18 protein-coding genes and 1 pseudogene are annotated in these 22,359 nt (G+C 65.3%); 7 read left to right on the top strand and 12 right to left on the bottom strand.

The window, feature by feature from the left end:
- Positions 1-117: 117 nt before the first annotated feature.
- The 5 genes from ntrX to dusB form a co-directional block, all read right to left on the bottom strand.
- Positions 118-1,518 (bottom strand): nitrogen assimilation response regulator NtrX, encoded by a 1,401-nt coding sequence (gene ntrX / locus L0C21_RS08250; RefSeq protein ID WP_259277899.1) that lies wholly within the window; start codon positions 1,516-1,518, stop codon positions 118-120.
- A 53-nt stretch (positions 1,519-1,571) separates the two neighbouring features.
- On the bottom strand, positions 1,572-3,851 hold the full coding sequence (locus L0C21_RS08245; protein ID WP_259277898.1) for a sensor histidine kinase NtrY-like: 2,280 nt from the start codon (positions 3,849-3,851) through the stop codon (positions 1,572-1,574).
- Between the two features lie 354 nt (positions 3,852-4,205).
- Positions 4,206-5,672: a nitrogen regulation protein NR(I) gene (ntrC, locus tag L0C21_RS08240; RefSeq protein WP_259277897.1), complete on the bottom strand. Its 1,467-nt coding sequence runs from the start codon at positions 5,670-5,672 to the stop codon at positions 4,206-4,208.
- Positions 5,669-6,799 (bottom strand): two-component system sensor histidine kinase NtrB, encoded by a 1,131-nt coding sequence (locus tag L0C21_RS08235; protein ID WP_259277896.1) that lies wholly within the window; start codon positions 6,797-6,799, stop codon positions 5,669-5,671. The genes ntrC and L0C21_RS08235 overlap by 4 nt, the downstream gene beginning before the upstream one ends.
- Entirely contained in the window at positions 6,796-7,794 is a 999-nt protein-coding gene (gene dusB / locus L0C21_RS08230) for a tRNA dihydrouridine synthase DusB (RefSeq protein WP_259277895.1), read from the bottom strand. The genes L0C21_RS08235 and dusB overlap by 4 nt, the downstream gene beginning before the upstream one ends.
- 148 nt (positions 7,795-7,942) lie before the next feature.
- On the opposite strand from dusB, the pseudogene L0C21_RS08225 reads away from it, so the two are divergent.
- Together L0C21_RS08225 and L0C21_RS08220 are read left to right on the top strand one after the other, a co-directional pair.
- Positions 7,943-9,126 (top strand): annotated as a pseudogene (locus L0C21_RS08225) (bifunctional 2-C-methyl-D-erythritol 4-phosphate cytidylyltransferase/2-C-methyl-D-erythritol 2,4-cyclodiphosphate synthase).
- Positions 9,127-9,297: 171 nt separating this feature from the next.
- Positions 9,298-9,816 (top strand): CinA family protein, encoded by a 519-nt coding sequence (locus L0C21_RS08220; protein ID WP_259277894.1) that lies wholly within the window; start codon positions 9,298-9,300, stop codon positions 9,814-9,816.
- Here the strand turns inward: L0C21_RS08220 and L0C21_RS08215 are convergent.
- Both L0C21_RS08215 and lipA read right to left on the bottom strand, forming a co-directional pair.
- Positions 9,756-10,238, bottom strand: a complete 483-nt coding sequence (locus tag L0C21_RS08215; protein WP_259277893.1) for a type II toxin-antitoxin system RatA family toxin — start codon at positions 10,236-10,238, stop codon at positions 9,756-9,758. The genes L0C21_RS08220 and L0C21_RS08215 overlap by 61 nt on opposite strands.
- Positions 10,238-11,194, bottom strand: a complete 957-nt coding sequence (lipA, locus tag L0C21_RS08210) for a lipoyl synthase (protein ID WP_259278847.1) — start codon at positions 11,192-11,194, stop codon at positions 10,238-10,240. Before lipA ends, L0C21_RS08215 begins: the two co-directional genes overlap by 1 nt.
- A 146-nt stretch (positions 11,195-11,340) precedes the next feature.
- Here lipA and L0C21_RS08205 point away from each other — a divergent pair, with 146 nt between their 5' ends.
- Both L0C21_RS08205 and L0C21_RS08200 read left to right on the top strand, forming a co-directional pair.
- The gene (locus L0C21_RS08205; protein WP_259277892.1) at positions 11,341-12,042 is read left to right on the top strand and encodes a carbonic anhydrase; all 702 of its coding nucleotides are present in this window, start codon (positions 11,341-11,343) and stop codon (positions 12,040-12,042) included.
- A 152-nt stretch (positions 12,043-12,194) separates the two neighbouring features.
- A complete protein-coding gene (locus tag L0C21_RS08200; protein ID WP_259277890.1) occupies positions 12,195-12,434 on the top strand; it encodes a hypothetical protein in 240 nt (79 codons plus the stop codon).
- A 295-nt stretch (positions 12,435-12,729) separates the two neighbouring features.
- On the opposite strand, the gene scpC is transcribed toward L0C21_RS08200, so the two are convergent.
- Positions 12,730-14,250, bottom strand: a complete 1,521-nt coding sequence (scpC, locus tag L0C21_RS08195) for a succinyl-CoA:acetate CoA-transferase ScpC (protein WP_259277889.1) — start codon at positions 14,248-14,250, stop codon at positions 12,730-12,732.
- A gap of 230 nt (positions 14,251-14,480) precedes the next feature.
- Here scpC and L0C21_RS08190 point away from each other — a divergent pair, with 230 nt between their 5' ends.
- The 3 genes from L0C21_RS08190 (at position 14,481) to L0C21_RS08180 (ending at position 16,291) form a co-directional block, all read left to right on the top strand.
- Complete coding sequence (locus L0C21_RS08190) at positions 14,481-14,795, top strand: hypothetical protein (RefSeq protein ID WP_259277888.1); 315 nt, start codon at positions 14,481-14,483, stop codon at positions 14,793-14,795.
- A gap of 839 nt (positions 14,796-15,634) precedes the next feature.
- Positions 15,635-15,772 carry a hypothetical protein gene (locus tag L0C21_RS08185; protein ID WP_259277887.1) on the top strand — a complete coding sequence of 46 codons (138 nt, stop codon included), beginning with the start codon at positions 15,635-15,637 and terminating at the stop codon, positions 15,770-15,772.
- A gap of 48 nt (positions 15,773-15,820) precedes the next feature.
- A complete protein-coding gene (locus L0C21_RS08180; RefSeq protein ID WP_259277886.1) occupies positions 15,821-16,291 on the top strand; it encodes a hypothetical protein in 471 nt (156 codons plus the stop codon).
- A gap of 422 nt (positions 16,292-16,713) precedes the next feature.
- On the opposite strand, the gene lpdA is transcribed toward L0C21_RS08180, so the two are convergent.
- From lpdA to pdhA, 4 genes are all read right to left on the bottom strand, one after another.
- The gene (gene lpdA / locus L0C21_RS08175; RefSeq protein ID WP_259278846.1) at positions 16,714-18,129 is read right to left on the bottom strand and encodes a dihydrolipoyl dehydrogenase; all 1,416 of its coding nucleotides are present in this window, start codon (positions 18,127-18,129) and stop codon (positions 16,714-16,716) included.
- Between the two features lie 130 nt (positions 18,130-18,259).
- Positions 18,260-19,606 (bottom strand): pyruvate dehydrogenase complex dihydrolipoamide acetyltransferase, encoded by a 1,347-nt coding sequence (locus L0C21_RS08170; protein ID WP_259277885.1) that lies wholly within the window; start codon positions 19,604-19,606, stop codon positions 18,260-18,262.
- 19 nt (positions 19,607-19,625) lie between these two features.
- On the bottom strand, positions 19,626-21,020 hold the full coding sequence (locus L0C21_RS08165; RefSeq protein WP_259277884.1) for a pyruvate dehydrogenase complex E1 component subunit beta: 1,395 nt from the start codon (positions 21,018-21,020) through the stop codon (positions 19,626-19,628).
- Positions 21,020-22,042: a pyruvate dehydrogenase (acetyl-transferring) E1 component subunit alpha gene (gene pdhA, locus L0C21_RS08160; protein WP_259278845.1), complete on the bottom strand. Its 1,023-nt coding sequence runs from the start codon at positions 22,040-22,042 to the stop codon at positions 21,020-21,022. Before pdhA ends, L0C21_RS08165 begins: the two co-directional genes overlap by 1 nt.
- Positions 22,043-22,359: the final 317 nt, after the last annotated feature.

Here is a 22,359-nt window from a genome sequence, read left to right as displayed (position 1 = left end):
TTATGCTAGAGGTTTCTTAGTCAACTATGGCAGCGCGGCCCAAGAAACACAACCTAAAACGCCTGCGGCATGGTTGTATTACGGCCGCGCCCAGCCCTATTTGGCCCACCCCTTCCGCTAACCGTTCGACACTTCTCCCTCCGCCCGGTCATCATCGCCCAGGCCCAGAGCCTTAAGCTTGCGATGCAAGGCAGAGCGTTCCATGCCGATGAACGCCGCTGTCCGGGAGATATTTCCCGAAAAGCGGCGGATTTGTACGCGCAGATACTCCCGCTCGAAAGCCTCGCGGGCTTCCCGAAGCGTGGTCGCCATGATGGACTGCGCCGCCTCGCTTGGGAAGAGCCGGGCAGGTTCCGCGACCACTTCAGGCGGCAGCATGCTGAGATCGATCTCGCTGAGATCGTCGCTGGCCGCCAGGATCAGGGTGCGCTCGATCATGTTCCGCAGCTGGCGCACGTTGCCCGGCCACTCATAGGCCTGCAGCGCAGCCTGCGCGTCGTCATTGAGACGCGGAATGCGCCGTCCGCGCTGCTGGCAGAAACGCTTGAGGAACAGGTTGATGAGCGCCGGAATGTCCTCGCGCCGCTCGGTCAGCGACGGAATACGGATGGGCACCACGTTAAGGCGGTAGAACAGGTCCTCGCGGAAGCGGCCGGCGGTGATCTCCTGCCGCAGGTCTTTCGTGGAGGCGCTGATGACGCGCACATCCACCCGCACGTTGCGGGTGCCGTCCACTCGCTGAAACACCTGGTCGGTGAGCACGCGCAGCACCTTGGCCTGGGTGTGGAGCGGCATGTCTCCCACCTCGTCCAGCAACAGGCTGCCGCCGTGGGCCTGCTCGAACAGGCCGGTCTTGACGACCACGCCGTCCTTCTCGAGGCCGAACAGCTCAACTTCCACCCGCTCCGGCTCCATGCTGGCCGCGCCGATGACGACGAACGGCGCATTGGCGCGCGGGGACCAGTGATGCAACAGGCGGGCTGCCACCTCCTTGCCCGAGCCGGCCGGGCCGGTGATGAGGACCCGGCTGCCAGTAGCCGCAACCTTCTTCAGCACGTTGCGGACGTTGTTGATGGCCGGGCTGGAGCCGGTCAGCTCAAGATCGAGACCGGCGCGCTCGCGCAACTCCTCGTTCTCGCGGCGCAGACGCTCGGCCTCGGTCGCCCGCTTCACCAGCAACAGCAACTGATCGGACTCGAACGGCTTCTCGATGAAGTCGTAGGCCCCGCGCTTGATGGCGGCGACGGCGGTTTCGATGTTGCCGTGGCCCGAAATCATGATGACCGGCAGGCTGGCATCCCTGTCCTTGATCAGGCTGAGCAGCTCCAGCCCGTCGAGCCGGCTGCCCTGGAGCCAGATGTCCAGAATGACCAGCGATGGCCGCCGCTCCGACAGGGCTGCCAGCGCGCTATCGCTGTCCGCCGCCGTGCGGGTGCCGAAGCCCTCGTCTTCCAGAATCCCCGAGACCAGATCCCGGATATCGGCCTCATCGTCGATAATCAGAATATCAAGCGCCATGACCCACTCTTGTTATATCCTCACCCTGGTTCCTGACAGCTCCGTCGCCCGCCTCAACGAGCGACGCCAATGCGGCGAGATCGAACTGCAGGAATGCGATCGCCCCCCCCTTCAGGACGATCGCGCAGTTCGAGCGCGCCTTCATGGTCCTCCACAATCTTTTTCACGATCGCGAGCCCCAGCCCCGTGCCCTTGGCGCGGGTGGTGACATAGGGCTCGGTGAGCCGGTTCTTCAGCTCCGGCGGGAAGCCGATGCCGTTGTCCTCAATGGCGATGGCAAGCAGGCACCCCTCCATCCGCGCCGAGACGGCAATGGCAGGCTGGTAGCCCGATGCCGGTCCCGCCTCGTCGCGGCGGGCCTGGGTGCCCTCCACCGCATTCTTGATGAGATTGGTAAGCGCCTGGCCGATCTGCCGACGGTCGCACACCATCACGGGCAGGTTCTCGGGCGCATCCAGCGTGAAGGCGACATCCGTATGAGCCACCTCCTGCAGGAACAGGGCCTGGCGAATGATGTCCAGCGCCGGCTCGGGCTGGAACACGGGCTTGGGCATCCGGGCAAAGGACGAGAACTCGTCCACCATGCGGCGCAGATCCCCCACCTGCCGGATGATCGTATCCGTGCAGTTGGAGAAGGTCTGCGGATCGCTTTCGATCTCTTTTAAATACTTGCGCCGCAGCCGCTCCGCCGCCAGCTGGATGGGCGTGAGCGGGTTCTTGATCTCGTGGGCGATGCGCCGGGCCACATCCGACCAGGCCGCGCGGCGCTGATCCGCCAGCTGCTGGGTGATGTCGTCGAAGGTGATGACCCAACCCGCCAGTTCGCCGCCGCGCGTCTCCGGGCTGACCTGTGCCATCAGCGTGCGGTGCACATGACCGCGACGCACCGCGATCTGGCCGCTGGCGTTGCGATCGGGCGACTGGCGCGCCTCGTCAAGCAGCGGCGCCAGCTCCGGCGCCACCTGACTGAGCGGCCGGCCGGAGAGGCTGGCCTCCTCCGTCTCCAGAAGGATTGCCGCGGAGCGGTTGGGCAGTGTCACCCGCCCCTCCGCCGACACGCCGAGCACGCCCGCCGACACGCCGGAGAGCACCGCCTCGGTGAAGCGGCGGCGCTGGTCGAGCTGGGTATTGGCGGCCACGAGCGCACTGGTCTGCGCCTCAAGCTGGGTGGTCATGCGGTTGAAGGCGCGGGCGAGCACGCCGAACTCATCGGGACTGCCGCGCACCGGCACACGCACGGTAAGGTCGCCCCGGCCCACCCGATCCGCCGCGCGGACGAGCCGGCCAATGGGAGCCACCAGACGGTTGGCCAGCCACAGCGCCGCCCACATGGAAATGAGCAGGATGAGCAGCGAGATGACGACCAGGATGATGTTGAAGCGCAGCTGCAAGTCGTTGCGGCGCTGCACCAGCTGGCGGTAGTCAGACAGGGCGGACTGGGTGCGCGCTACCTGATCGAGCACCTGCGGGCTCGCCTTGCGGCTGACGTAGAGGAAGGTGTTCTTGTAGCCGTCCAGCCGGATAAGCGCCTGGACGCGGTTGTTGTCCTCGCCCCGCCCCTCGATCACCACCACGTTGCCGGTCGCCGCTCGGTTGACCGCATCTTCCGGCAGACGGGCGGTCGTCACGTTGGGGTCGAGGCTGATGCGGCTGACCACATCCATCGCCCGGTCGGGCGCGACCTGAAAGACGATGGCCTCGGTGAGATCACGCGCCAAGGCCTGCCACAGCACCACGTCCGTGAACGCCTGCACGTCGCGGCCCAGCACCGGGGCCTGCCGGCTGAGATCGCCAGCCATGGCGAGAAGATCGCCGCGAATACGGTCCCGGTTCTCGCGCACATAGGCCTGCGCCACCTGGTCCGCATTGTCGAGCACGGTGCGTACCCTGTCGGAGAACCAGAACTGGAGGCCGGAATCGAACAGGTAGGTGGCAAAGCCGACGACCAGCACGGTCGGGATGATGGCGACCATCGAAAACAGGCCAACGAGGCGGATGTGCAACTGAGAGCCCGCCAGCCCCCGCCGCCGGTTCGCCAGCAGCACGGTCAGCCGCCGCACCACCAGGAAGGCGACGATGCTGAGCGGAATGGCATTGGCAATGATGATCCAGGTCAGCAGATGCGGCGAGTTGATCCGCACCACCGTCGCCTGGTTGGAGAGGGTGAAGTAACTCCCCACGCCAATGATGAGCGTGAGGGCGGCCAACCCTACCTCCAGCTTCGGCCAGAGATTGGCCTCAGCGGCCCACTGGTCGAACTGGCGGCGCCGGATGCGCCAACGTCGGATTGGCTGGGAGAGAGAGATCATGCTCTGCCAAGGACGATGAACCAATGCAGCACTCTAACGTGAAAGCGTGGCAGTTCAAATACAGTGTTGCACACGCGCAGCAGAATAAGACGAGCCGAAACTGCGCGCCTCAGGAAAATGGCGGACTTCCGGGGAAGCCTGCCTCCGCGACCATGGCCGCATTAAGGGATTATTGCAACCATTCTACCCACGCTTGCGCGAACGCAACTGCATGCTACCGTTCGCCCGGCTAACAGCGGGAGATTGCATGAGCTCTCTGAAACCCGTGGGCCGGGCCAGCGCCCTGCTCCCTGGCCTTCTGGCCGCCGTGGCCCTTGCGCCTGCGCGCACGGGGCTCCTCCTGCAAACCCGTCTTTCCTCAACCGGCCTCAACCAGAGTTATCTCACCCGCTTGAGCGTCGCCGCGTTGATGCCGAGATCGCTCAGCTTCTTGCGGAGGGTATTGCGGTTGAGGCCGAGCAGCTTGGCGGCGCGGATCTGGTTGCCGCGGGTGGCGGCCAGCGACATGAGCAGCAGCGGGCGCTCGACCTCCTGAATGATGCGGTCATAGAGGCCATCGGGCGGCAGGTCCTGCCCGAAGGTGGCGAAGTAGCGGGCCAGATGCTGCTCCACCGACTCGGCCAGCCCCTGCCCGGCCTGCGGCACGGACTGGAACTGTTCGGGTTCGGCAAGGCTTTCCTTCAGCTCCACCTCGATGGCGCCAGCGGTAATCACGTCATCGCGGGCGAGCGCCGCGAGGCGACGCATGAGGTTCTCCAGCTCGCGCACGTTGCCGGGCCACGAATACTGGCGCAGCCAATCAACGGCGGACTTGTCGAGCGTGCGGAGCGGCAGGCCCTCGCGGTGCGCCATGTCGAGGAAGTGGCGGGCAAGCTCGGGGATGTCGTCAGCGCGCAGCCGCAGGGGCGGCAGGCGGACGGGGACGACGTTGAGGCGGTAGTAGAGATCCTCGCGGAAACGCCCGGCCTCGATGAGCTTTCGCAGGTCCTTATTTGTGGCGGAGATGATGCGAACATCCGCCCGCTTGGCCTTCTGGCCGCCAACGAGGGTGTACTCCCCCTCCTGCAGCACACGGAGCAGGCGGGTCTGGGCGTCGATGGGCATGTCGCCGATCTCATCCAGGAACAGGGTTCCGCCCTGGGCCTGCTCGAACCGGCCGATGGAGCGGTTGGAGGCCCCGGTGAAGGCCCCGCGCTCGTGGCCGAAGAGCTCGGATTCGATCAGCTCCCGCGGGATGGCCGCCATGTTGACGGCGACGAACGGCCCGTTGCGGCGACTGCCAAGCTCATGCAGGGCGCGGGCGACCAGCTCCTTGCCGGTGCCGGATTCGCCAAGGATCATCACCGTCAGGTCGGTCGGGATCACCCGCGCCATGGTGCGGTAGACTTCCTGCATCACCGCAGAGCGGCCGATCATCGGCAGCTCGTCTTCCGGCTGCTGCTCGGCCTCGCGCCGGGCGGTCGCCCGGCCGGAGCGGATGCGCTCGATCGCGCTCTGAACGACGCCCTTCAGTTCATTGATATCGAAGGGTTTCGGCAGATACTCGAATGCGCCGCGCTCCGTCGCCTTGACGGCGGTTGCCAGCGTGTTCTGCGCGCTCATGACGATGACGGGCAAGTCCGGCCGGCGGGCTGCAATGCGGGGCAGCAGGTCGAGCCCGCTTTCATCCGGCATCACCACGTCCGTGATGATGACATCGCCCAGCCCGTCCTCCACCCACTTCCAGAGCCCAGCGGCGGTATCGGTGGTCTTCACCTCATGGCCCGCACGCACCAGCGCCTGACGCAGCACGGTGCGGATCGCCTCATCGTCGTCGGCAACAAGAATGGTGGCGGTGTCGGTCATGCTACGTCCGATGCAAGCGGCAGAAGAATGCGGAAGATGGTGCGGGGCGGCTCGGCCTGGCGTTCGTATTCGATGACGCCGCCGTGATCGCCGATCACCTTGGCCACCAGCGCCAGCCCGAGGCCGGAGCCGTTGGGCTTGGTGGAGACGAAGGGCTCGAACATGTGGTCGGCCAGTTCCGGCGGCGCGCCGGGGCCGCTGTCGATGACGCAAATCTCCAGCGGCAGGGAGATGCGGCTCTTGGCGCCGCGCAGCGCCATCTTGACGCCGTGCCGGTACGCGGTGGTGAGCTGGATTTCCCCGCCCTCGCCCGCTGCTTCCGCCGCGTTCTTGACGAGGTTGAGGAACACCTGCACCAGCCGGTCCCTGTTGGCGAGAACCGGCGGCAGGGACGGATCGTAGCGCTCGCGGATGGTGAGATTTTTCGCAAAGCCGTTCTCGGCGATGCGACGCACATGGCCGAGGATCTGGTGGATGTTCTCCGGCTGGCGCTCCATCGGCCGGGTGTCGGTAAAGCCTTCCATCCGGTCGACGAGTGCGCGGATGCGGTCTACCTCGGCGCAGATGAGGCGGGTCAGCTCCTGGCTGCCCTCATCCGCCCCGTCCTCCAGCAATTGCGCCGCGCCGCGAATGCCGGAGAGCGGGTTCTTGATCTCGTGCGCCAGCATGGCGGCGACGCCCACCACCGAGCGGGCCGCGCCCTGGTGGGTGAGATGGCGGTCGATGAGCTGGGTGATGGAGCGGGACTGGAGCATGAGCAGCAGCCAGCCCGGCTGTTCGGCCAGGGGCGTCACGGAGATATCCGCCACCACCTGCCCGCCGCCGATGAAGGCCAACTCCACCGCGTGGCCCGCAAACGAGGACTGCTGCTGGCGCGCCTCCTCCAGCAGGGCGAGCAGCGAGCTGTCCGCCGGCAGCACGTGGGTGAGCCCCCGCTCCTCCAGCATCAGCGCCGACATGTTGAAGAAGTCTTCCGCCGCCGTGTTGGCGAAGCGCACCACGCCATTCTCATCAAAGCACAGCACCGGCCCCGGCAGGGTATTGACGATATCGAGCAGCAGCGCCGCCGAGGGAGTCCTGGGCTGGCGACGCCGGGCCGCAGCGATGACCGGAACGCGCTCGATCATGCGGCCTGACGTTCCAGCAGCGGCGCGTAGAAATCGTCCAAGGCCTGAAGAGCTTCCTGCGGTGTCGGGATGAAGTTGAAGGTGTTGCGGAAGGTCGCCCCGCCGCGCAGCCCCTTGGTGTACCAGCCCACATGCTTGCGGGCGATACCGACGCCGGTGCGCTCGTCGTAATGCTCGATCATCATGTTGTAGTGCTCGCGCACCAGGGCGTACTGGTGGGCAAGATCCGGCTCGGGCAGGCGAATGCCGGTCTCCAGGAAATGCATGGCATGGGCGATGAACCACGGGCGGCCATAGGTGCCGCGCCCGATCATGATGCCGTCCGCGCCGGACTGCTCTAGCGCCGCCGTGCAGTCGTCGTACTCATTGATGTCGCCATTGGCGATGACGGGCACTTTGACCGCTTCCTTCACGCGGCGGATGAAGGCCCAGTCCGCCGTGCCGGAATACATCTGGTTGCGGGTGCGGCCGTGGACGGTAATCATCTGCACGCCCACGTCCTCCGCCCGACGGGCGAGTTCGGGCGCGTTAAGGGAGTTGTGATCCCAGCCCATCCGCATCTTGAGGGTGACGGGCACCTTCACCGCCTTCACCACGCTTTCCACGATCTTCGTCGCGTGGTCGAGGTCGCGCATCAGCGCCGAGCCCGCCCAGCCGTTGACCACCTTCTTCACCGGGCAGCCCATGTTGATGTCGATGATGGCTGCGCCCTGATCCTCGTTGAGCTTCGCCGCCTCGGCCATGATGGCGGGGTCAGTGCCGACCAGCTGCATGGAGACGGGCTCTTCCTCCGGCGCCCAGGCGACCTTCAGCATGCACTGGCGGGTGGCGCGCACCATGGCCTCCGACGCCACCATCTCGGTGACGGTGAGGCCCGCGCCATAGCGCTTCACCAGCTTGCGGAACGGCAGGTCGCTCACGCCGGTCATGGGCGCAAGGATTACGGGACTCGCAATCTCAACGGGGCCGACTTTGATGGGCTTGAGCTTCTGCATGGGTTCTCGGGGTCCGCTTTGCACAGCAAATGACCAGGGCACGGCACGCTTAACGACAACCACCCGGCCATTGCACAAAAAACAGGCACTCGATCTACACGAGAGACGGTTGTTTGCCAAGCCGGGCATACCGTAATAAGGGCGCGGCATGACGTACCAAACCATAGCCCTTATCGTCGCGGCGGGGCGCGGGTCCCGCAGCGGCGCAGACAAGCCGAAACAGTACTGCGCGCTCGGCGGCAAGCCGCTGGTGCGCTGGTCGCTGGAGCGCCTTAGCGCCCATCCTGCCATCGATGCGGTGCGCGTGGTCATCCACGCCGACGACGAGGCCGCCTTCCGCGAGGCCGCGGACGGCCTTGATGTGGGCGCGCCCATCATCGGCGGCGCAACCCGGCAGGAGTCGGTGCGGCGCGGGCTGGAGGCCATTGCGCTTGAGGGCGGCGCGCAGCGCATCCTCATCCACGACGCCGCCCGGCCGTTCGTGACGCACGGGCTCATCGACCGGCTGCTGGCGGCGCTGGAGAACGCGCCGGGGGCAACCCCCGCCCTGCCGGTGGTCGACACCCTGTGCCGCGAGGAACCCGGCCAGGACGGCTGGCTGCGCCAGGGCGATGCCGTCTCTCGGGAGGGGCTGTGGCGGGTGCAAACGCCCCAGTGCTTCCGCTTCGAGCCGCTGCTGGCGGCCCACCGGGCGGCCCATGCCGCAGGCAATGAGAGCTTCACGGACGATACCGGCGTCCTCAAGGCGCAAGGCCACGAGGTCGCGCTGGTTGAGGGCGATGAGCGCAACATCAAGGTAACGCTGCCGGGCGACTGGCAGCGGGCGGGCGAGATACTGATGAGCATGTCCAGCTTCCGTTCCGGCTTCGGCTACGACGTTCACCGCTTCGCCGCCGGCGACCACGTGTGGCTGTGCGGGATCAAGGTGCCGCACGACCGCAGCCTTGCCGGCCATTCGGACGCGGACGTGGGGCTCCATGCCCTCACCGACGCGATTCTGGGGGCCATCAGCGAAGGCGACATCGGCCAGCACTTCCCCCGTCTGACCCGCAATGGAAAGGCGCGCCTTCATGGAAGTTCCTCGACCATGCCCGCGCGCTGGTGGAAGCCAAGGGCGGCATCATCGAGCACGTGGACGTGACGCTGGTGTGCGAGCGGCCGAAGGTGGGCCCGCACCGGGCGGCGATGGCGGCGCGCGTTGCGGAAATTCTGCGGCTGACAGGGCCTCGCGTCAGCGTTAAAGCAACCACCACCGAAGGACTGGGTTTCACCGGCCGACAGGAGGGCATCGCCGCGCAGGCGGTGGTGACGGTGCGCCTGCCGATCTGTTGAGACGAGGCTAAGGCCAAAGCCAAGGCATGGGCGGGGTTTTCAAACCCGAGTTGCGTTGCGAAGCATTCCGCTTTAGGAGAGCCGCCTTTCGGACACTGCCTGCGGGCGGCGTGCGGAAGACAGACCAAAGGGCCAGCTGGCTCGCATCGCTTTCGGACAGAAAGGCATGACATGCTGTTTCCCGATGACATCTCCGCCAAGGCCCAGGCCGTCATTGAAGCCTGCCGGGCGCGGGGCTTGCGCGTCGCAACGGCGGAATCCTGCACCGGAGGTCTGGTGGCCGCGGCCCTGACCGACGTTCCCGGCTCGTCCGACGTGCTGGACCGGGGTTTCGTGGTCTATTCCAACGAAGCGAAGATGGAGACGCTGGGCGTCAGCCTCGACGTGCTGGAGACGTTCGGCGCGGTGTCCGTCGCGGTGGCCTGGGCCATCGCCCATGGCGCGCTGCTCAAGTCCAACGCCGACGTGGCCGTGGGCGTGACCGGCATCGCCGGCCCCGGCGGCGGCAGCGAGATGAAGCCGGTGGGCATGGTGGTGTTCGCGCTGGCCCGCCGCGGCGACGACCCGGAGAACGCCGTGGCCGACACCCGTTTCTTCGACCCCGAGCTCGGCCGGGACGAGATCCGCCTTCAGGCGGTGCGCGTGGCGCTCGACTTGTTGATGCCGGAAGAATCCCCGCCCGCGCCGTAAACGGCAGCCGCGCGCTTCTCGAACGCCGTGACCATGCGCTTGACCGCCTCATGGAACACGGCGCCGGCCATGCTCTCGAACAGGCGGTTCTTGAACTCGAAGTCGACGAAGAAGTCGATGGCCGTCGCCTTCTCCCCGGCTTCGGTGAACGTCCAGTCGTTGTGCAGGTACTTGAGCGGACCGTTCACGTAATCAACGTGGATGCGGTTCGGCCGATCGAGCGTCACCTTCGACGTGAAGGTCTCCCGAAACACCTTGAAGCCGACCATGAGATCGGCCACCAGCAACTCGGGCGTCCTCGAGCGGACCCGGCAGCCCATCACCCAGGGCAGAAACTGCGGGTAAGCGCCTACATCCGCGACCAGATCAAACAACTGCTCGCGGGTGTAGGGCAGAACGCGCTTCTCGACATGGCGAGGCATCAGGCGCCCTTACCGCGCCCAGCCCCATCCCGTTCCTGGGCCAGCTTCTCGAGCCGGGCCGCCTTCAACCGGGCGAAATCCGCCCCCGCGTGGTAGCTCGACCGCGTCAGCGGGCTCGACGACACCAGAAGGAAGCCCTTGGCCTTGGCCATGCTGGCATAGGCGTTGAATTCCTGCGGCGTGACGAACTGCTCCACCTTGGCGTGCCTGGGCGTCGGCTGGAGATACTGGCCGATGGTGAGGAAGTCGATATCGGCCGAGCGCATGTCGTCCATCACCTGATGGACCTCCAGCCGCTCCTCGCCCAGCCCGACCATGATGCCGGACTTGGTGAAGATGGAGGGGTCCAGCTTCTTCACCGTCTCCAGAAGGCGCAAGCTATGGTAGTAGCGCGCGCCGGGCCGGATGGTGGGATAGAGCCTCGGCACGGTTTCCAGATTGTGGTTGTAGACATCCGGCCGGGCCGCGACGATCCGCTCGACCGCCGTCTGCATCTTGTTGCGGAAATCGGGCGTCAGGATCTCGATGGTGGTGCCCGGCGCGCGCTTGCGAAGCTCCTCGATGACGCGGACGAACTGGTTCGCGCCGCCGTCGGGCAGGTCATCCCGGTCGACCGAGGTGATGACGATGTGCTCCAGCCCCATCTCCACCGCGACCTCGGCCACGTGAGCGGGCTCCATCGGGTCGACGGGGCGCGGCATGCCGGTCTTCACGTTGCAGAAGGCGCAGGCCCGGGTGCAGGTGTCGCCCAGGATCATCACGGTCGCGTGCTTCTGCTTCCAGCACTCGCCCAGGTTCGGACAGGCGGCTTCCTCGCACACCGTGTGGAGCTTCAGCCGTCGCATGAGCTGGCGAGTCTCCGCCACCTCCTGCGAGGTTGGTGCCTTGACCCTCAGCCACTCGGGCTTACGCAGGACCGGACGGCCGCCGGCCGAAAGAAGTTCTGGCTTGTTCATGCACCCCACATAAACCTTTGCGCCGCTCATTCCAAGACGGACGGCGCCCTGGCGAGCGCGGTTTTGCGCCGGTTGCGACACGGTGCCTCCGTTAACGAAACAGAAAGCCTATTGACGCTCCCGCCGGATTGCCGTTTTTAGCAGCCATGTCAGACGAATCCCAAGACGCCACGCCGTCCCAGCGCGAGTTCGAGGCGCTGATCGACGGATACCGCCGTTTCCGGAAAGAGACTTACAATCGTCACCGGGAACGATATGACTCGCTGGCCAACAAGGGCCAATCGCCCAAGGTTATGGTCATCGCCTGCTGCGACAGCCGGGTCGACCCCACCATCATCTTCGACGCCGAACCGGGGCAGATGTTCGTGCTGCGTAACGTCGCCAACCTGGTGCCGCCGTTCGAAACCGGCACCAGCGGCAGCCGCCACGGCGCCAGCGCCGCCATCGAGTTCGCCGTCACCGGCCTTGAGGTGGAGCACATCGTGGTGATGGGCCACGCCCGCTGCGGCGGCATCGCCGCCTCGCTGGCCGGCAAGCTGGGCCGGGAGGAAAAGCTGGGCGAGCCCATCAGCTTCATCGACCGGTGGATGTCCATCATCAACCCGGTGCGCGACCAGATCCTGATGGCCTACGAGATCGCCCCGGACATGGACCCGCAGCGGGCGCTGGAACTGGCCGCCATCCGCCAGAGCCTCCAGAACCTGCGGACCTTCCCCTTCGTCGAGGAGCGGGAGAAGGCAGGCACGCTCAAGCTGCACGGCGCCTACTTCGCCGTCGCCGACGGCATCCTCCAGCTGATGGAAGCGGGCACCGACCAGTTCAAGCCGGTCGAGCTGCCGTGGGACTAACCCCCAACGATCCAGACCGATCTTAAAGATCCCAAAGAGCCGCCGGCCCAATCCGGCGGCTTTTTTGTTGCCCCGCCCATTCGACCATGCGGAACTTTTCAGGAACAAGGGGCCGCGCTAAGGTCCTAAAAAGAAAAGACAAGCATAATGCGATGTTATTCGAAAACAGGAACAATCATCGGTTCCGAACTGAACGGATGAATGCGTGGATTTCTCAAGTCGCCAGCCTGTTCACCAGCATGGCCGCGACCTGCATCGTGGGGGCATTTGTCATCCCCATGCTGGACGGGGAATGGCCATCCAACCCCGGCCTTTGGGGCGCGGCGGGCATTGCCCTGCTGGTGGCCGCGTTTTTAACGCTGAACCATCTTTCCGTGGAGGATGAGCTGTGAGTTTTCTGAACTTTTCCCTTATCGACTTCGCTCCGGTCATCATGGCTGCGGTTGTCAGCACCCTTGGACTCGGGCTTGTGAAACTGCTCGTCTATCTTCACCATCGGGAGAGCCGCCTTCGCATGGGAAGAGGCAGGCACTGAGGCCCGCATTCGTGGGCGGGGAAAAAAAAACAGCCGCCAGATCGTTGATCCAGCGGCTGATTTTAGAACCTGAACCGCAACCGAGAAACGGATGGGCAGCAGGGGGCAAGCCCCCTGCAATCACCCCTTCCCCTTTTCCGCCCAGCGCCCGATCAGGCCGGGAGCATGGAGCCGGTCTCGACAAAGCGCTGGTGCCAGGACAGGGCCTCGTTCAGCAGCATCGGCGTCTGGAGGCCGTAGCTGCCCGCTTTCGCCCGCTCGAAATAGTCCTTGAGCAGCGGCTTGTAGAGGGGGTGCGCGCAGTTCTCGATGATGACCTTGGCGCGCTGCTTGGGGCTGAGGCCGCGCAGGTCGGCGAGGCCCTGGTCGGTCACCACCACCTGCACATCCTGGGTGATGTGATCAACGTGGGAGACATGCGGCACGATGGTCGAGATCTTCCCGCCCTTGGCGACGGACGGCGCCATGAAGATGGAGATAAAGGCGTTGCGGGCAAAATCGCCCGAGCCGCCGATGCCGTTCTGGATGCGCGAGCCCATGATGTGGGTGGAGTTGACGTTGCCGTACATGTCGGCCTCGATCATCCCGTTCATGGCAAGACAGCCCAGCCGGCGCACCAGCTCGGGGTGGTTGCTGATCTCCTGCGGGCGCAGGATGATGCGGCCCCGGTAATCCGCCATGGCTCTGTTGAGGCGCTCGGCCGCCTCGGGGCTCAGCGAGAAGGCCGTGCAGGAGGCCACCCGCAGCTTGCCGCTGTCGAGCAGGTCGAGCATGCCGTCCTGCAGCACTTCGGTGTAGGCGGTCAGGTTCTCGAACGGAGAGTCGACAAGACCGGCCAGCACCGCGTTGGCGATGTTGCCGACGCCCGACTGGAGCGGCAGGAGCGACGGCGGCAGCCGGCCCATCTTCACCTCATGGGCGAAAAATTCGAGCAGGTGGCCAGCGATGGCCTTGGACGACTCATCGGGCGGCGAGAACGGCGCGTTGCGGTCCGGCGTATCGGTCTCGACGATGGCGATGATCCTGGCCGGGTCCACATGGAAGGTGGCGGCGCCGATGCGGTCATCGGGCCGCACCAGCGGGATGGGCACGCGATTGGGCGGCAGGGCCGTGCCGTAGTAGATGTCGTGCATCCCCTCCAGCGCCTCGCTCTGCCAGCTGTTCACCTCAAGGATGATCTTGTCCGCCCGTTCCAGCCAGGTCTTGTTGTTGCCGACCGAGGAGGACGGCACCAGCGTGCCGTCCTCGCGGATGGCCGCCACCTCGATCACCGCCACGTCGAGCGGCCCCAGGAAGCCCTGCCAGGCGACGGGCGCGACCTGGCTCAGGTGCATGTCCAGATACTGCATCTGGCCGCTGTTGATCTTCTCGCGGGCGATGGGATCGCTGTTGTATGGCAGGCGGAACTCGATGCCGTCGGCCTTGGCGAGCGCGCCGTCCAGCTCCGGGCCGGTCGATGCGCCGGTCCACACCCGGATGCGGAAGGGTGCACCCCGCGCCCGCTCCGCCTCGATGCGCGCGGCAAGGGCCGTGGGCACCTGCTTGGGATAGCCCGCCCCCGTAAAGCCGCTCATGCCGATGGTACTGCCGGATGGAATCAGCCTTGCGGCCTCCTCGGCCGACATGACCTTGGCCCGCAGCGCCTCGTTCCTGATCCTCGATTGAACGCTCATACGTCTCTCCGCAACTCGCACACGCCGGGCGCGCCGTTGCCAGCGCCCCCTGCCCGGCCAGTCTATTTCCCGAACTACCGTTCGGTCAATTGCGGCTTTCGGCCCTGAGGCATGAAACGGCCAATAACGGAGGCCGGCCGCGCGCCCAGCGGAACAGCCCGCCCCGCCTGCCGTTGGAAATCAGGAAGCCGGCGTTCGCCGGCAAACGCCGATCCCTGACGAGAGATGCCATGACCAATGATCCGAACCGGCGTCATGACGCCGCCCCCGATCAACCCTCCTTCGCCGGCGAGGCCGAGCAGCACCGCAAGCGGACGGAAAACCGCCAGCTGGAGGCCAAGGCCGCCGCTCGCGCCTCGCTGCAGGGCGAGGAGGAAGCCCTTCGCAACCAGGTGGAGGACAACCCCAACGGCCCGCCCAACGCGGACGAGGCCCCGCCGACCGCCAACAATGGCACCATGCGCCCGGCGCGCGGCGAGGTGCGGGCCAGCCCGGATGAGGAGAAAACCCGCTTCCAGAGCGAGGAAAGCCGCCGGGGCGAGTAAGCCTCATTAAGCCTCATAACGCGAGGCCCCTTCCTGCTCTTTCGTGCCGATCAATCCTGCTGCGGTGGTGCCGGTGGTTGAGGGCCGTTTCGGTGTCGGTGGATCAGGGTCAACTCGGGCGGGGCGGATCGAGGGTTTGGGGACAGGCCTGCCGTCGCAGGCGGTCGCGGTTCGCTTGCCGCTGCAAGCGTTTGTGATTGGCTTTTCGCCGCAAGCGTGAGCTGACGCCCCGCCTGCTGCTCTGGACGACTGCCCGCTGTCCGGAGACTCCGTTGTCCGGAGTTGGGCAAAGGATACGCGTACCGGCCCTCAACCGTGCCACAAGGGCACCGTACCGGCATAACCGGTGACAGCAACCGCCACCGGACCCTGAACACATGAACCGACTTTCATACGCGAACCCGGCGCGCCTGTGCCGCTGACCGCCCCCTGCGGTCCTGTCCGGACATGATGGCGTGTCCGCCGATGTTCGGCGCCATATCCACCCTGACCTCGGCAGGGTGCCCTTGATCCTGTGATCCTGATTTGCCCCAGGCGGGGAAGAACGCCCCCGCGACGATGACCCCTGCGCCGCGAACGGCGCGCCCGGCGAGGCCACCCAAAGCGCCAACAAAAACCTGCGGTCCCAACGCAGGGACGGGAGATGCAACCGACTCAACAACCCTATCGCGATGGGGAAACGATAGGTATTTTCCTATAAAATGTCAAGGAAAAAACCTCTTGAAATGCTTTTTTGACGATAGTCGCCCTGCCCTTGCCAGTACTTAATTACAAAAAATTAGGTATATTGGCGGGCAGCACCAGACCGGGACTGGATAGACCAGGGCAAGAGAGGGCTTATGCGGGGGGCTCAAATCGCTGTGGCGGCGGCGGCCATACTGGCCAGCGGGACGCAGCCGCCGGGTCAATCAACCAACCAGCCGGGCATCGCCATAGGACCAAGCGAGGCGAGCCGCTACAAGGGCTCCGTGGTCTAATATGTGTTTAATTATAACAATTTAGGTCACGGAGTGCGGTATTCGACCATGAGGGGTTTGCGTGCTGACGCGAAATTTTTTATGCTCTTCCTGTTCCAGAATGCAGAACATAGTTCTCGCTCTACAAGGCCCCGCTGGCGTCAATCCGGCGGGGTCTTTTCGTTTGGCGATGCGGGCCACAGGGAAGCTCCGGACCATAAGGAGGTTCCAGGCGATGCCCAAGGCATCCAGCACCGCCCGGATGCGCTCCCGTTAGCGGCCGTCTACTCCTTGCGCCGCCTCTCAAGCGACAATCCTAATCGGATTGCCGAGATCAACAGCGCCAGCAGTGATATAATGACCGTCAAGATCTCTGCAGAAACTAGCATTTTCATCCTCCTTTCCAGCCCGGAGATTTCCGCAATGTGCGGATCAAGGCGGTTGTCGGCAGGATGCATTGCCGATGCCCTCAACCAGCCAGGCGGGCAAGCAGCATGGAAGCAAGCCGCGTTGGACATGACAACACAGTCATGGTCGTAAGTTGTTGTAATTCTTTTATATTTCTTAAAACCCCCAGCAGTGGATACGACCTACCAATCAGAGCCTTAGGGCAGGTTCAATCCGCTGTGCCCGCGTTACACCGGGCTCTGGATATTCGACTATAAGGCCGTTGTGGGCCTGGATGGATGGCGTATAGTCAGACCCATCTCTGCAGGAAAGAGCATTCGAACCTTTCCATCAGGCCCCGCGGGTATGCCCCCTGCGGGGTCTTTTCGTTTTGCAATTAATTGCAAAACTGGCACTTATCCGCGCACACCGACCAATACACAGAAGCCGGACAGGGAGGCCCCTGCCCGGCTTTGGTATTTTGGCGTCCCGTAAAGACAGGGCGCGGCCCGATAAACAAATGGGAGGTGCAGGAGGGTTAAGACCCTCCTGCGTATAATCTCCCAATTTTAACTCTAGAAATGGATGGCGCGGCCGTAGGCGTCGAGCACGGCCTCGTGCATCATTTCGCTGAGGGTCGGGTGGGCGAAGATGGTCTGCATCAGCTCGGCCTCGGTGGTCTCGAGCTGGCGGGCGACGACGTAGCCCTGGATCAGCTCGGTCACCTCCGCGCCGACCATGTGGGCGCCCAGCATCTCGCCGGTCTTGGCGTCGAACACGGTCTTGATGAAGCCCTCGGGCTCGCCGAGCGCAATCGCCTTGCCGTTGCCGATGAACGGGAACTTGCCGACGCGCACCTCGTAGCCCGCGGCCTTCGCCTTGGCTTCGGTGAGGCCGACGCTGGCGACCTGCGGGCGGCAGTAGGTGCAGCCCGGAATGTTGGCCTTGTTGAGCGGGTGCGGATGCACGTCCTTGCCCTTGCCCAGTTCGACGGCGATGCTCTCGGCGGCGGTGACGCCCTCGTGGCTGGCCTTGTGGGCGAGCCACGGCGCACCGGCCACGTCGCCGATGGCCCAGACGCCGGGGACGTTGGTGCGACCAAAGCCGTCCGTCACGATCTGGCCGCGCTCGACGGCGATACCCAGCGTCTCAAGGCCGATGTTCTCCACATTGCCCTGAATGCCGATGGCGAGGATCACGCGGTCGAACTCGACCACCTCGCTCTTGCCCTCGGCCTCGATGGTGGCGGCAATGCCCTCGCCCTTCTTCTCCAGCTTGGTGACGCCCGCCTTGGTGCGAACGGTGATGCCCTGCTTGGTGAAGGCCTTGGCGACGAAGGCGGAGACCTCTTCATCCTCCACGGGGAGGATGCGGTCGATCATCTCGACGATGGTGACCTTGGAGCCGAGGTCGGAGAAGAAGCTGGCGAACTCGACGCCGATGGCGCCCGAGCCGATGACCAGCAGCTTGCCCGGCACGGTGTTGGGCACGAGGGCGTGCTTGTAGTTCCAGATGCGCTCGCCATCCGCCTTCAGGTGCGGCAGCTCGCGGGGCCGCGCGCCGGTGGCGAGGATGACGTGCTTGAAGGAGACGTCCTCGACCGCCTTGCCGTCCTTGGAGACGGTGAGCTTGTTCTTGGCGGTGAGCTTGGCTTCGCCGTCAAACACCTGCACCTTGTTCTTCTTGAGGAGCGTCTTGACGCCCGCGCTCAGCTGGCCGGAGACGCCGCGCGAGCGCTTGACGATCGCCTGGAGATCGAACGACACGTTGTCCGCCTTGAGGCCGTAGGCCGCGGCGTTCTGCATGTTGTGGTACATCTCGCTGGAGCGCAGCAGCGCCTTCGTTGGGATACAGCCCCAGTTGAGGCAGATGCCGCCCAGGTGCTCGCGCTCCACAACCGCCGTGTTCAGGCCAAGCTGGGCGGCGCGGATCGCTGCCACATAGCCGCCGGGGCCACCGCCCACCACCACAACGTCGAACTGGGATGCCATGTGCATGTCTCCTCATCCCGTAACGCAAAAACTTCAGGCGTTTCAGGGAGATAGAAAAACTCTCTAACAACTTTGCTCAAAAACCCGAAAGGGCGGAGGAGTTGCCTCCCCCGCCCCACGGATTCGATGCTTACGCCAGCATCAGCAGCGGGTCCTCGATCAGGCGCTTGAACGCCTGGAGGAATTCGGCGCCGACCGCGCCATCGACCGCGCGGTGATCGCACGACAGGGTGACGCTCATCACCGTGGCGGCGGCAACCGCGCCGTCCTTGATGACCGCGCGCTGCTCGCCCGCACCGACGGCGAGGATGCAGGCCTGCGGCGGGTTGATGACCGCCTCGAACTGCTTGATGCCGTACATGCCGAGGTTGGAGATGGAGAAGGTGCCGCCCTGATACTCCTCAGGGGCGAGCTTGCCGCTCCTCGCCTTCTCGGCCAGCGAAGCCACTTGGCGGGAGATCTCGCCAAGGCCGAGCGAACCGGCATCCTTCACGACCGGCGTGACGAGGCCGCCCTCGATGGCGACGGCCACCGAGATGTCCTGGCGCTTGAACCAGTACATCTTGTCGCCCGCGAACTGCACGTTGGCGGCGGGCACCTTCTTGAGCGCCAGCGCCACGGCGCGGATCACGAAGTCGTTGACGGAGACCTTGACGCCGTCCTTCTCCAGCCGCCCGTTCAGCTCCTTGCGGACCTTGAGCAGCGCGTCGATCTCGCAATCGACCGTCAAGTAGAAGTGCGGGACGGTCTGCTTGCTCTCCTGCAGACGGCGCGCGATGACCTTCCGCATGTTCGAGAGCTTGACCTCTTCGAACGGCACGTCGGCCGGCGGGCCGTAGCTGGGCGCGGCAGGCTGGGCCGGAGCAGCGGCAGCCGCCGGGGCCGGAGCCGGTGCGGCGGCGGGAGCCGCAGCGCCGGGCTGGAAGGCCTCGATGTCCGCCTTGACGATGCGGCCATTGGGGCCCGAGCCCTTCACGGCCGCAAGGTCGATGCCCTTCTGACCCGCGATGCGGCGGGCCAGCGGGGACGCCTTGATGCGCTCGCCACCCTGCTGGGAAGCGACGGCCGGAGCAGCTTGCGGACGGGCGGCGGCAGGCGCCTCGGGAGCCTGCTGCTGCGGCTGGACGGCTTCCTTCCGCTCGGCCTGGGCAGCTTCGGCCTTGGGGCTCTCCGCCTTCTGGCCGGGAGCGGCCTGGCGCTGCTCGGACGCACCGGCCAGCGCATCGGCGCTTTCGCCCTCTTCCAGCAGCACGGCGATCTTGGTGCCAACGGCCACGTCTTCCGTGCCCTCGGCCACCAGAATCTTGCCGACGGTGCCTTCGTCGGCCGATTCATACTCCATCGTCGCCTTGTCGGTCTCGATCTCGGCCAGCACCTGACCGGCGCTGACCGTATCGCCTTCCTTCACCAGCCACTTGGCCAGCGTGCCCGTCTCCATGGTGGGAGACAGGGCGGGCATGAGAATGTCGATCGGCATATGCTTGTGCTCCCCCGGCTCAGCGGTAGCAGACGCGCTTGGCGGCGGCGACCACATCGGCCGACTTCACCAGCGCCAGCTTTTCCAGATTGTTGGCGTAGGGCAGCGGCACGTCCGCGTTGGTGACGCGCAGCACCGGAGCGTCCAGATCGTCGAAGCCTTCCTCCATGCAGATGGCGGCGATTTCCGACGAGATGGAGCACTGCGGCCAGCCTTCCTCGACGCAGACCAGACGGTTGGTCTTGGCGAGCGACTTCAGCACCGTCTCCTTGTCGAGCGGGCGCAGGGTGCGAAGATCGATGACTTCCGCCTCAATGCCCTCGGCGGCAAGCTCTTCCGCCGCTTCCAGCGCGACGCCAACGCCGATGGAGTAGGACACCAGCGTCACGTCCTTGCCCTCGCGGGCAATGCGCGCCTTGCCGATGGGAAGCACGTAGTCCTCATCCGTCGGCACGTCGAAGGAGCGGCCGTAGAGCAGCTCGTTCTCCAGGAACACCACCGGGTCGGTCGAGCGGATGGCGGCCTTGAGGAGGCCCTTGGCATCGGCCGCCGAATAGGGCGCGATGACGATGAGGCCCGGCACGTGGGCATACCACGGGCCGTAGTTCTGGCTGTGCTGGGCCGCGACGCGGCTTGCCGCGCCGTTGGGGCCGCGGAACACGATGGGGCAGCGCATCTGGCCGCCGGACATGTAGTTGGTCTTGGCGGCCGAGTTGATGATCTGGTCAATCGCCTGCATGGCGAAGTTGAAGGTCATGAACTCGACGATCGGCTTGAGGCCGCCCATCGCCGCGCCGGTGCCGATGCCGGCAAAGCCGTGCTCGGTGATCGGCGTGTCGATGACGCGGGTGGAGCCGAACTCATCGAGCAACCCTTGGGTGACCTTGTAGGCGCCCTGGTACTCGGCCACTTCCTCGCCCATGACGAAGACGGACGGGTCGGCGCGCATTTCCTCGGCCATGGCGTCGCGCAGGGCCTCGCGCACGGTCTTCTTCACCAGCTCGCCCTTCACGTCCGGATCGCGAACCTCCGGCTTGCGGGGCTGATCCTCGGCGCGGGCGGGCTGCACGGCCGGCGGCGCGGACTGGGCGGCCTGCGGCTTGGCGGCATCAGCGGCGGGAGCCTGCGGCGTCACCGGCTTTTCGCCGGCCGAGAGCGCATCCAGGTTCTCGCCTTCCTCGGCGATGAGGGCAATGGGCGTGCCCACCTTCACCCCATCGGTGCCGGCGGCGACGAAGATGCGGGCGACAATGCCCTCATCATCCGCTTCCAGCTCCATGGTGGCCTTGTCGGTCTCGATCTCGGCGATGGTCTGACCGGCCTTGATCTTGTCGCCCTCGTTCACCAGCCACTTGGCCAGCGTGCCCTCTTCCATCGTGGGCGACATGGCGGGAAGGAAAATCTCGGTGGCCATCAATAGTTCTCCACCAGTACGTCAGTGTAAAGCTCGGACGGGTCCGGCTCGGGCGAGGTCTGGGCGAAATCGGCCGCTTCGGCGACGATCGCGCGGATCTCCTTGTCGATGGCCTTCAGCTCGTCCTCGGTGACCTTGCCGGATTCCAGCAGGCGGCGCTTGGTGCCCTCGATGGGGTCCGACTGCTCGCGCACCTGCTCCACCTCTTCCTTGGAGCGGTACTTGGCCGGATCGGACATGGAGTGGCCGCGATAGCGGTAGGTCTTCATCTCGAGGAGGATCGGACCGTTGCCGCCGCGCACCCACTCGACCGCCGCATTGGCCGCGCCGCGCACTTCCAGCACGTCCATGCCGTTCACCTGGATGCCGGGGATGCGGAAGCTCTCGCCACGGCGGAACAGCTGGTCCTCCGCCGACGAACGGTTGACGCTGGTGCCCATGGCGTACTGGTTGTTCTCGATCACGTAGATGATCGGGAGCTTCCAGAGTTCGGCCATGTTGAAGCTCTCGTACACCTGGCCCTGGTTGGCCGCGCCGTCGCCGAAGTAGGCGACGCAGAGCTTGCCGTCGTTCTTGTACTTGTGGGAGAAGGCAAGACCGGTGCCGAGCGACACCTGGGCGCCGACGATGCCGTGGCCGCCGTAAAAGCCGTGCTCGACGGAGAACATGTGCATCGAGCCGCCCTTGCCGCGGGAAATGCCCCCGGCGCGGCCCGTAAGCTCCGCCATCACCGCCTTGGAATCAATGCCGCAGGCCAGCATGTGGCCGTGGTCGCGGTAGCCGGTGATGATGCTGTCGCCCTTCTCGAGGGCCGCCTGGATGCCGACAACGACGGCTTCCTGGCCGATGTAAAGGTGGCAGAACCCGCCGATGAGGCCGAGGCCGTACATCTGGCCCGCGCGCTCCTCGAAGCGGCGGATCAGCAGCATCTCGCGGTAATACTGCTTCAGCTCATCAAAGCTGGCCTTGTAGGGTTCGGGATAGTCCGGGGTCGGGATGCGGCTGGTCCGCAGCGCGTCCATCTCTTCCCGGCGGTTCCGCCCCTTCCCCTTCTGCTTGCCACCGGCGTTTGCCGCTCCGGTGTCGGGCGATGGCGACATAATCACCCCTCCACTTATAACCGAACGTTCGGTTTGTTTCTAACTTGTCATATTGTTGTTAGCCCAGCAATACCGCCGCGCCAAGGTATTTTCACAATGAAGGCATGAAGGATGCCTGGATGGTAAACACAACGCAGGGCAAGGATGTTGGGTCGCAACGGCGATTGCAAGGGGGAATGGGCGCATTGGCCAACGGCGGGTGCGGCCAACGGAACAGATAAAAAAGGGGTGCTTAACCG

The organism is Pedomonas mirosovicensis (genome assembly GCF_022569295.1).
GTDB classification, from domain to species: Bacteria; Pseudomonadota; Alphaproteobacteria; order Sphingomonadales; family Sphingomonadaceae; genus Pedomonas; species Pedomonas mirosovicensis.
Note: the sequence above shows the minus strand (reverse complement) of the source record. Positions and strands in the feature narration are given on the sequence as shown.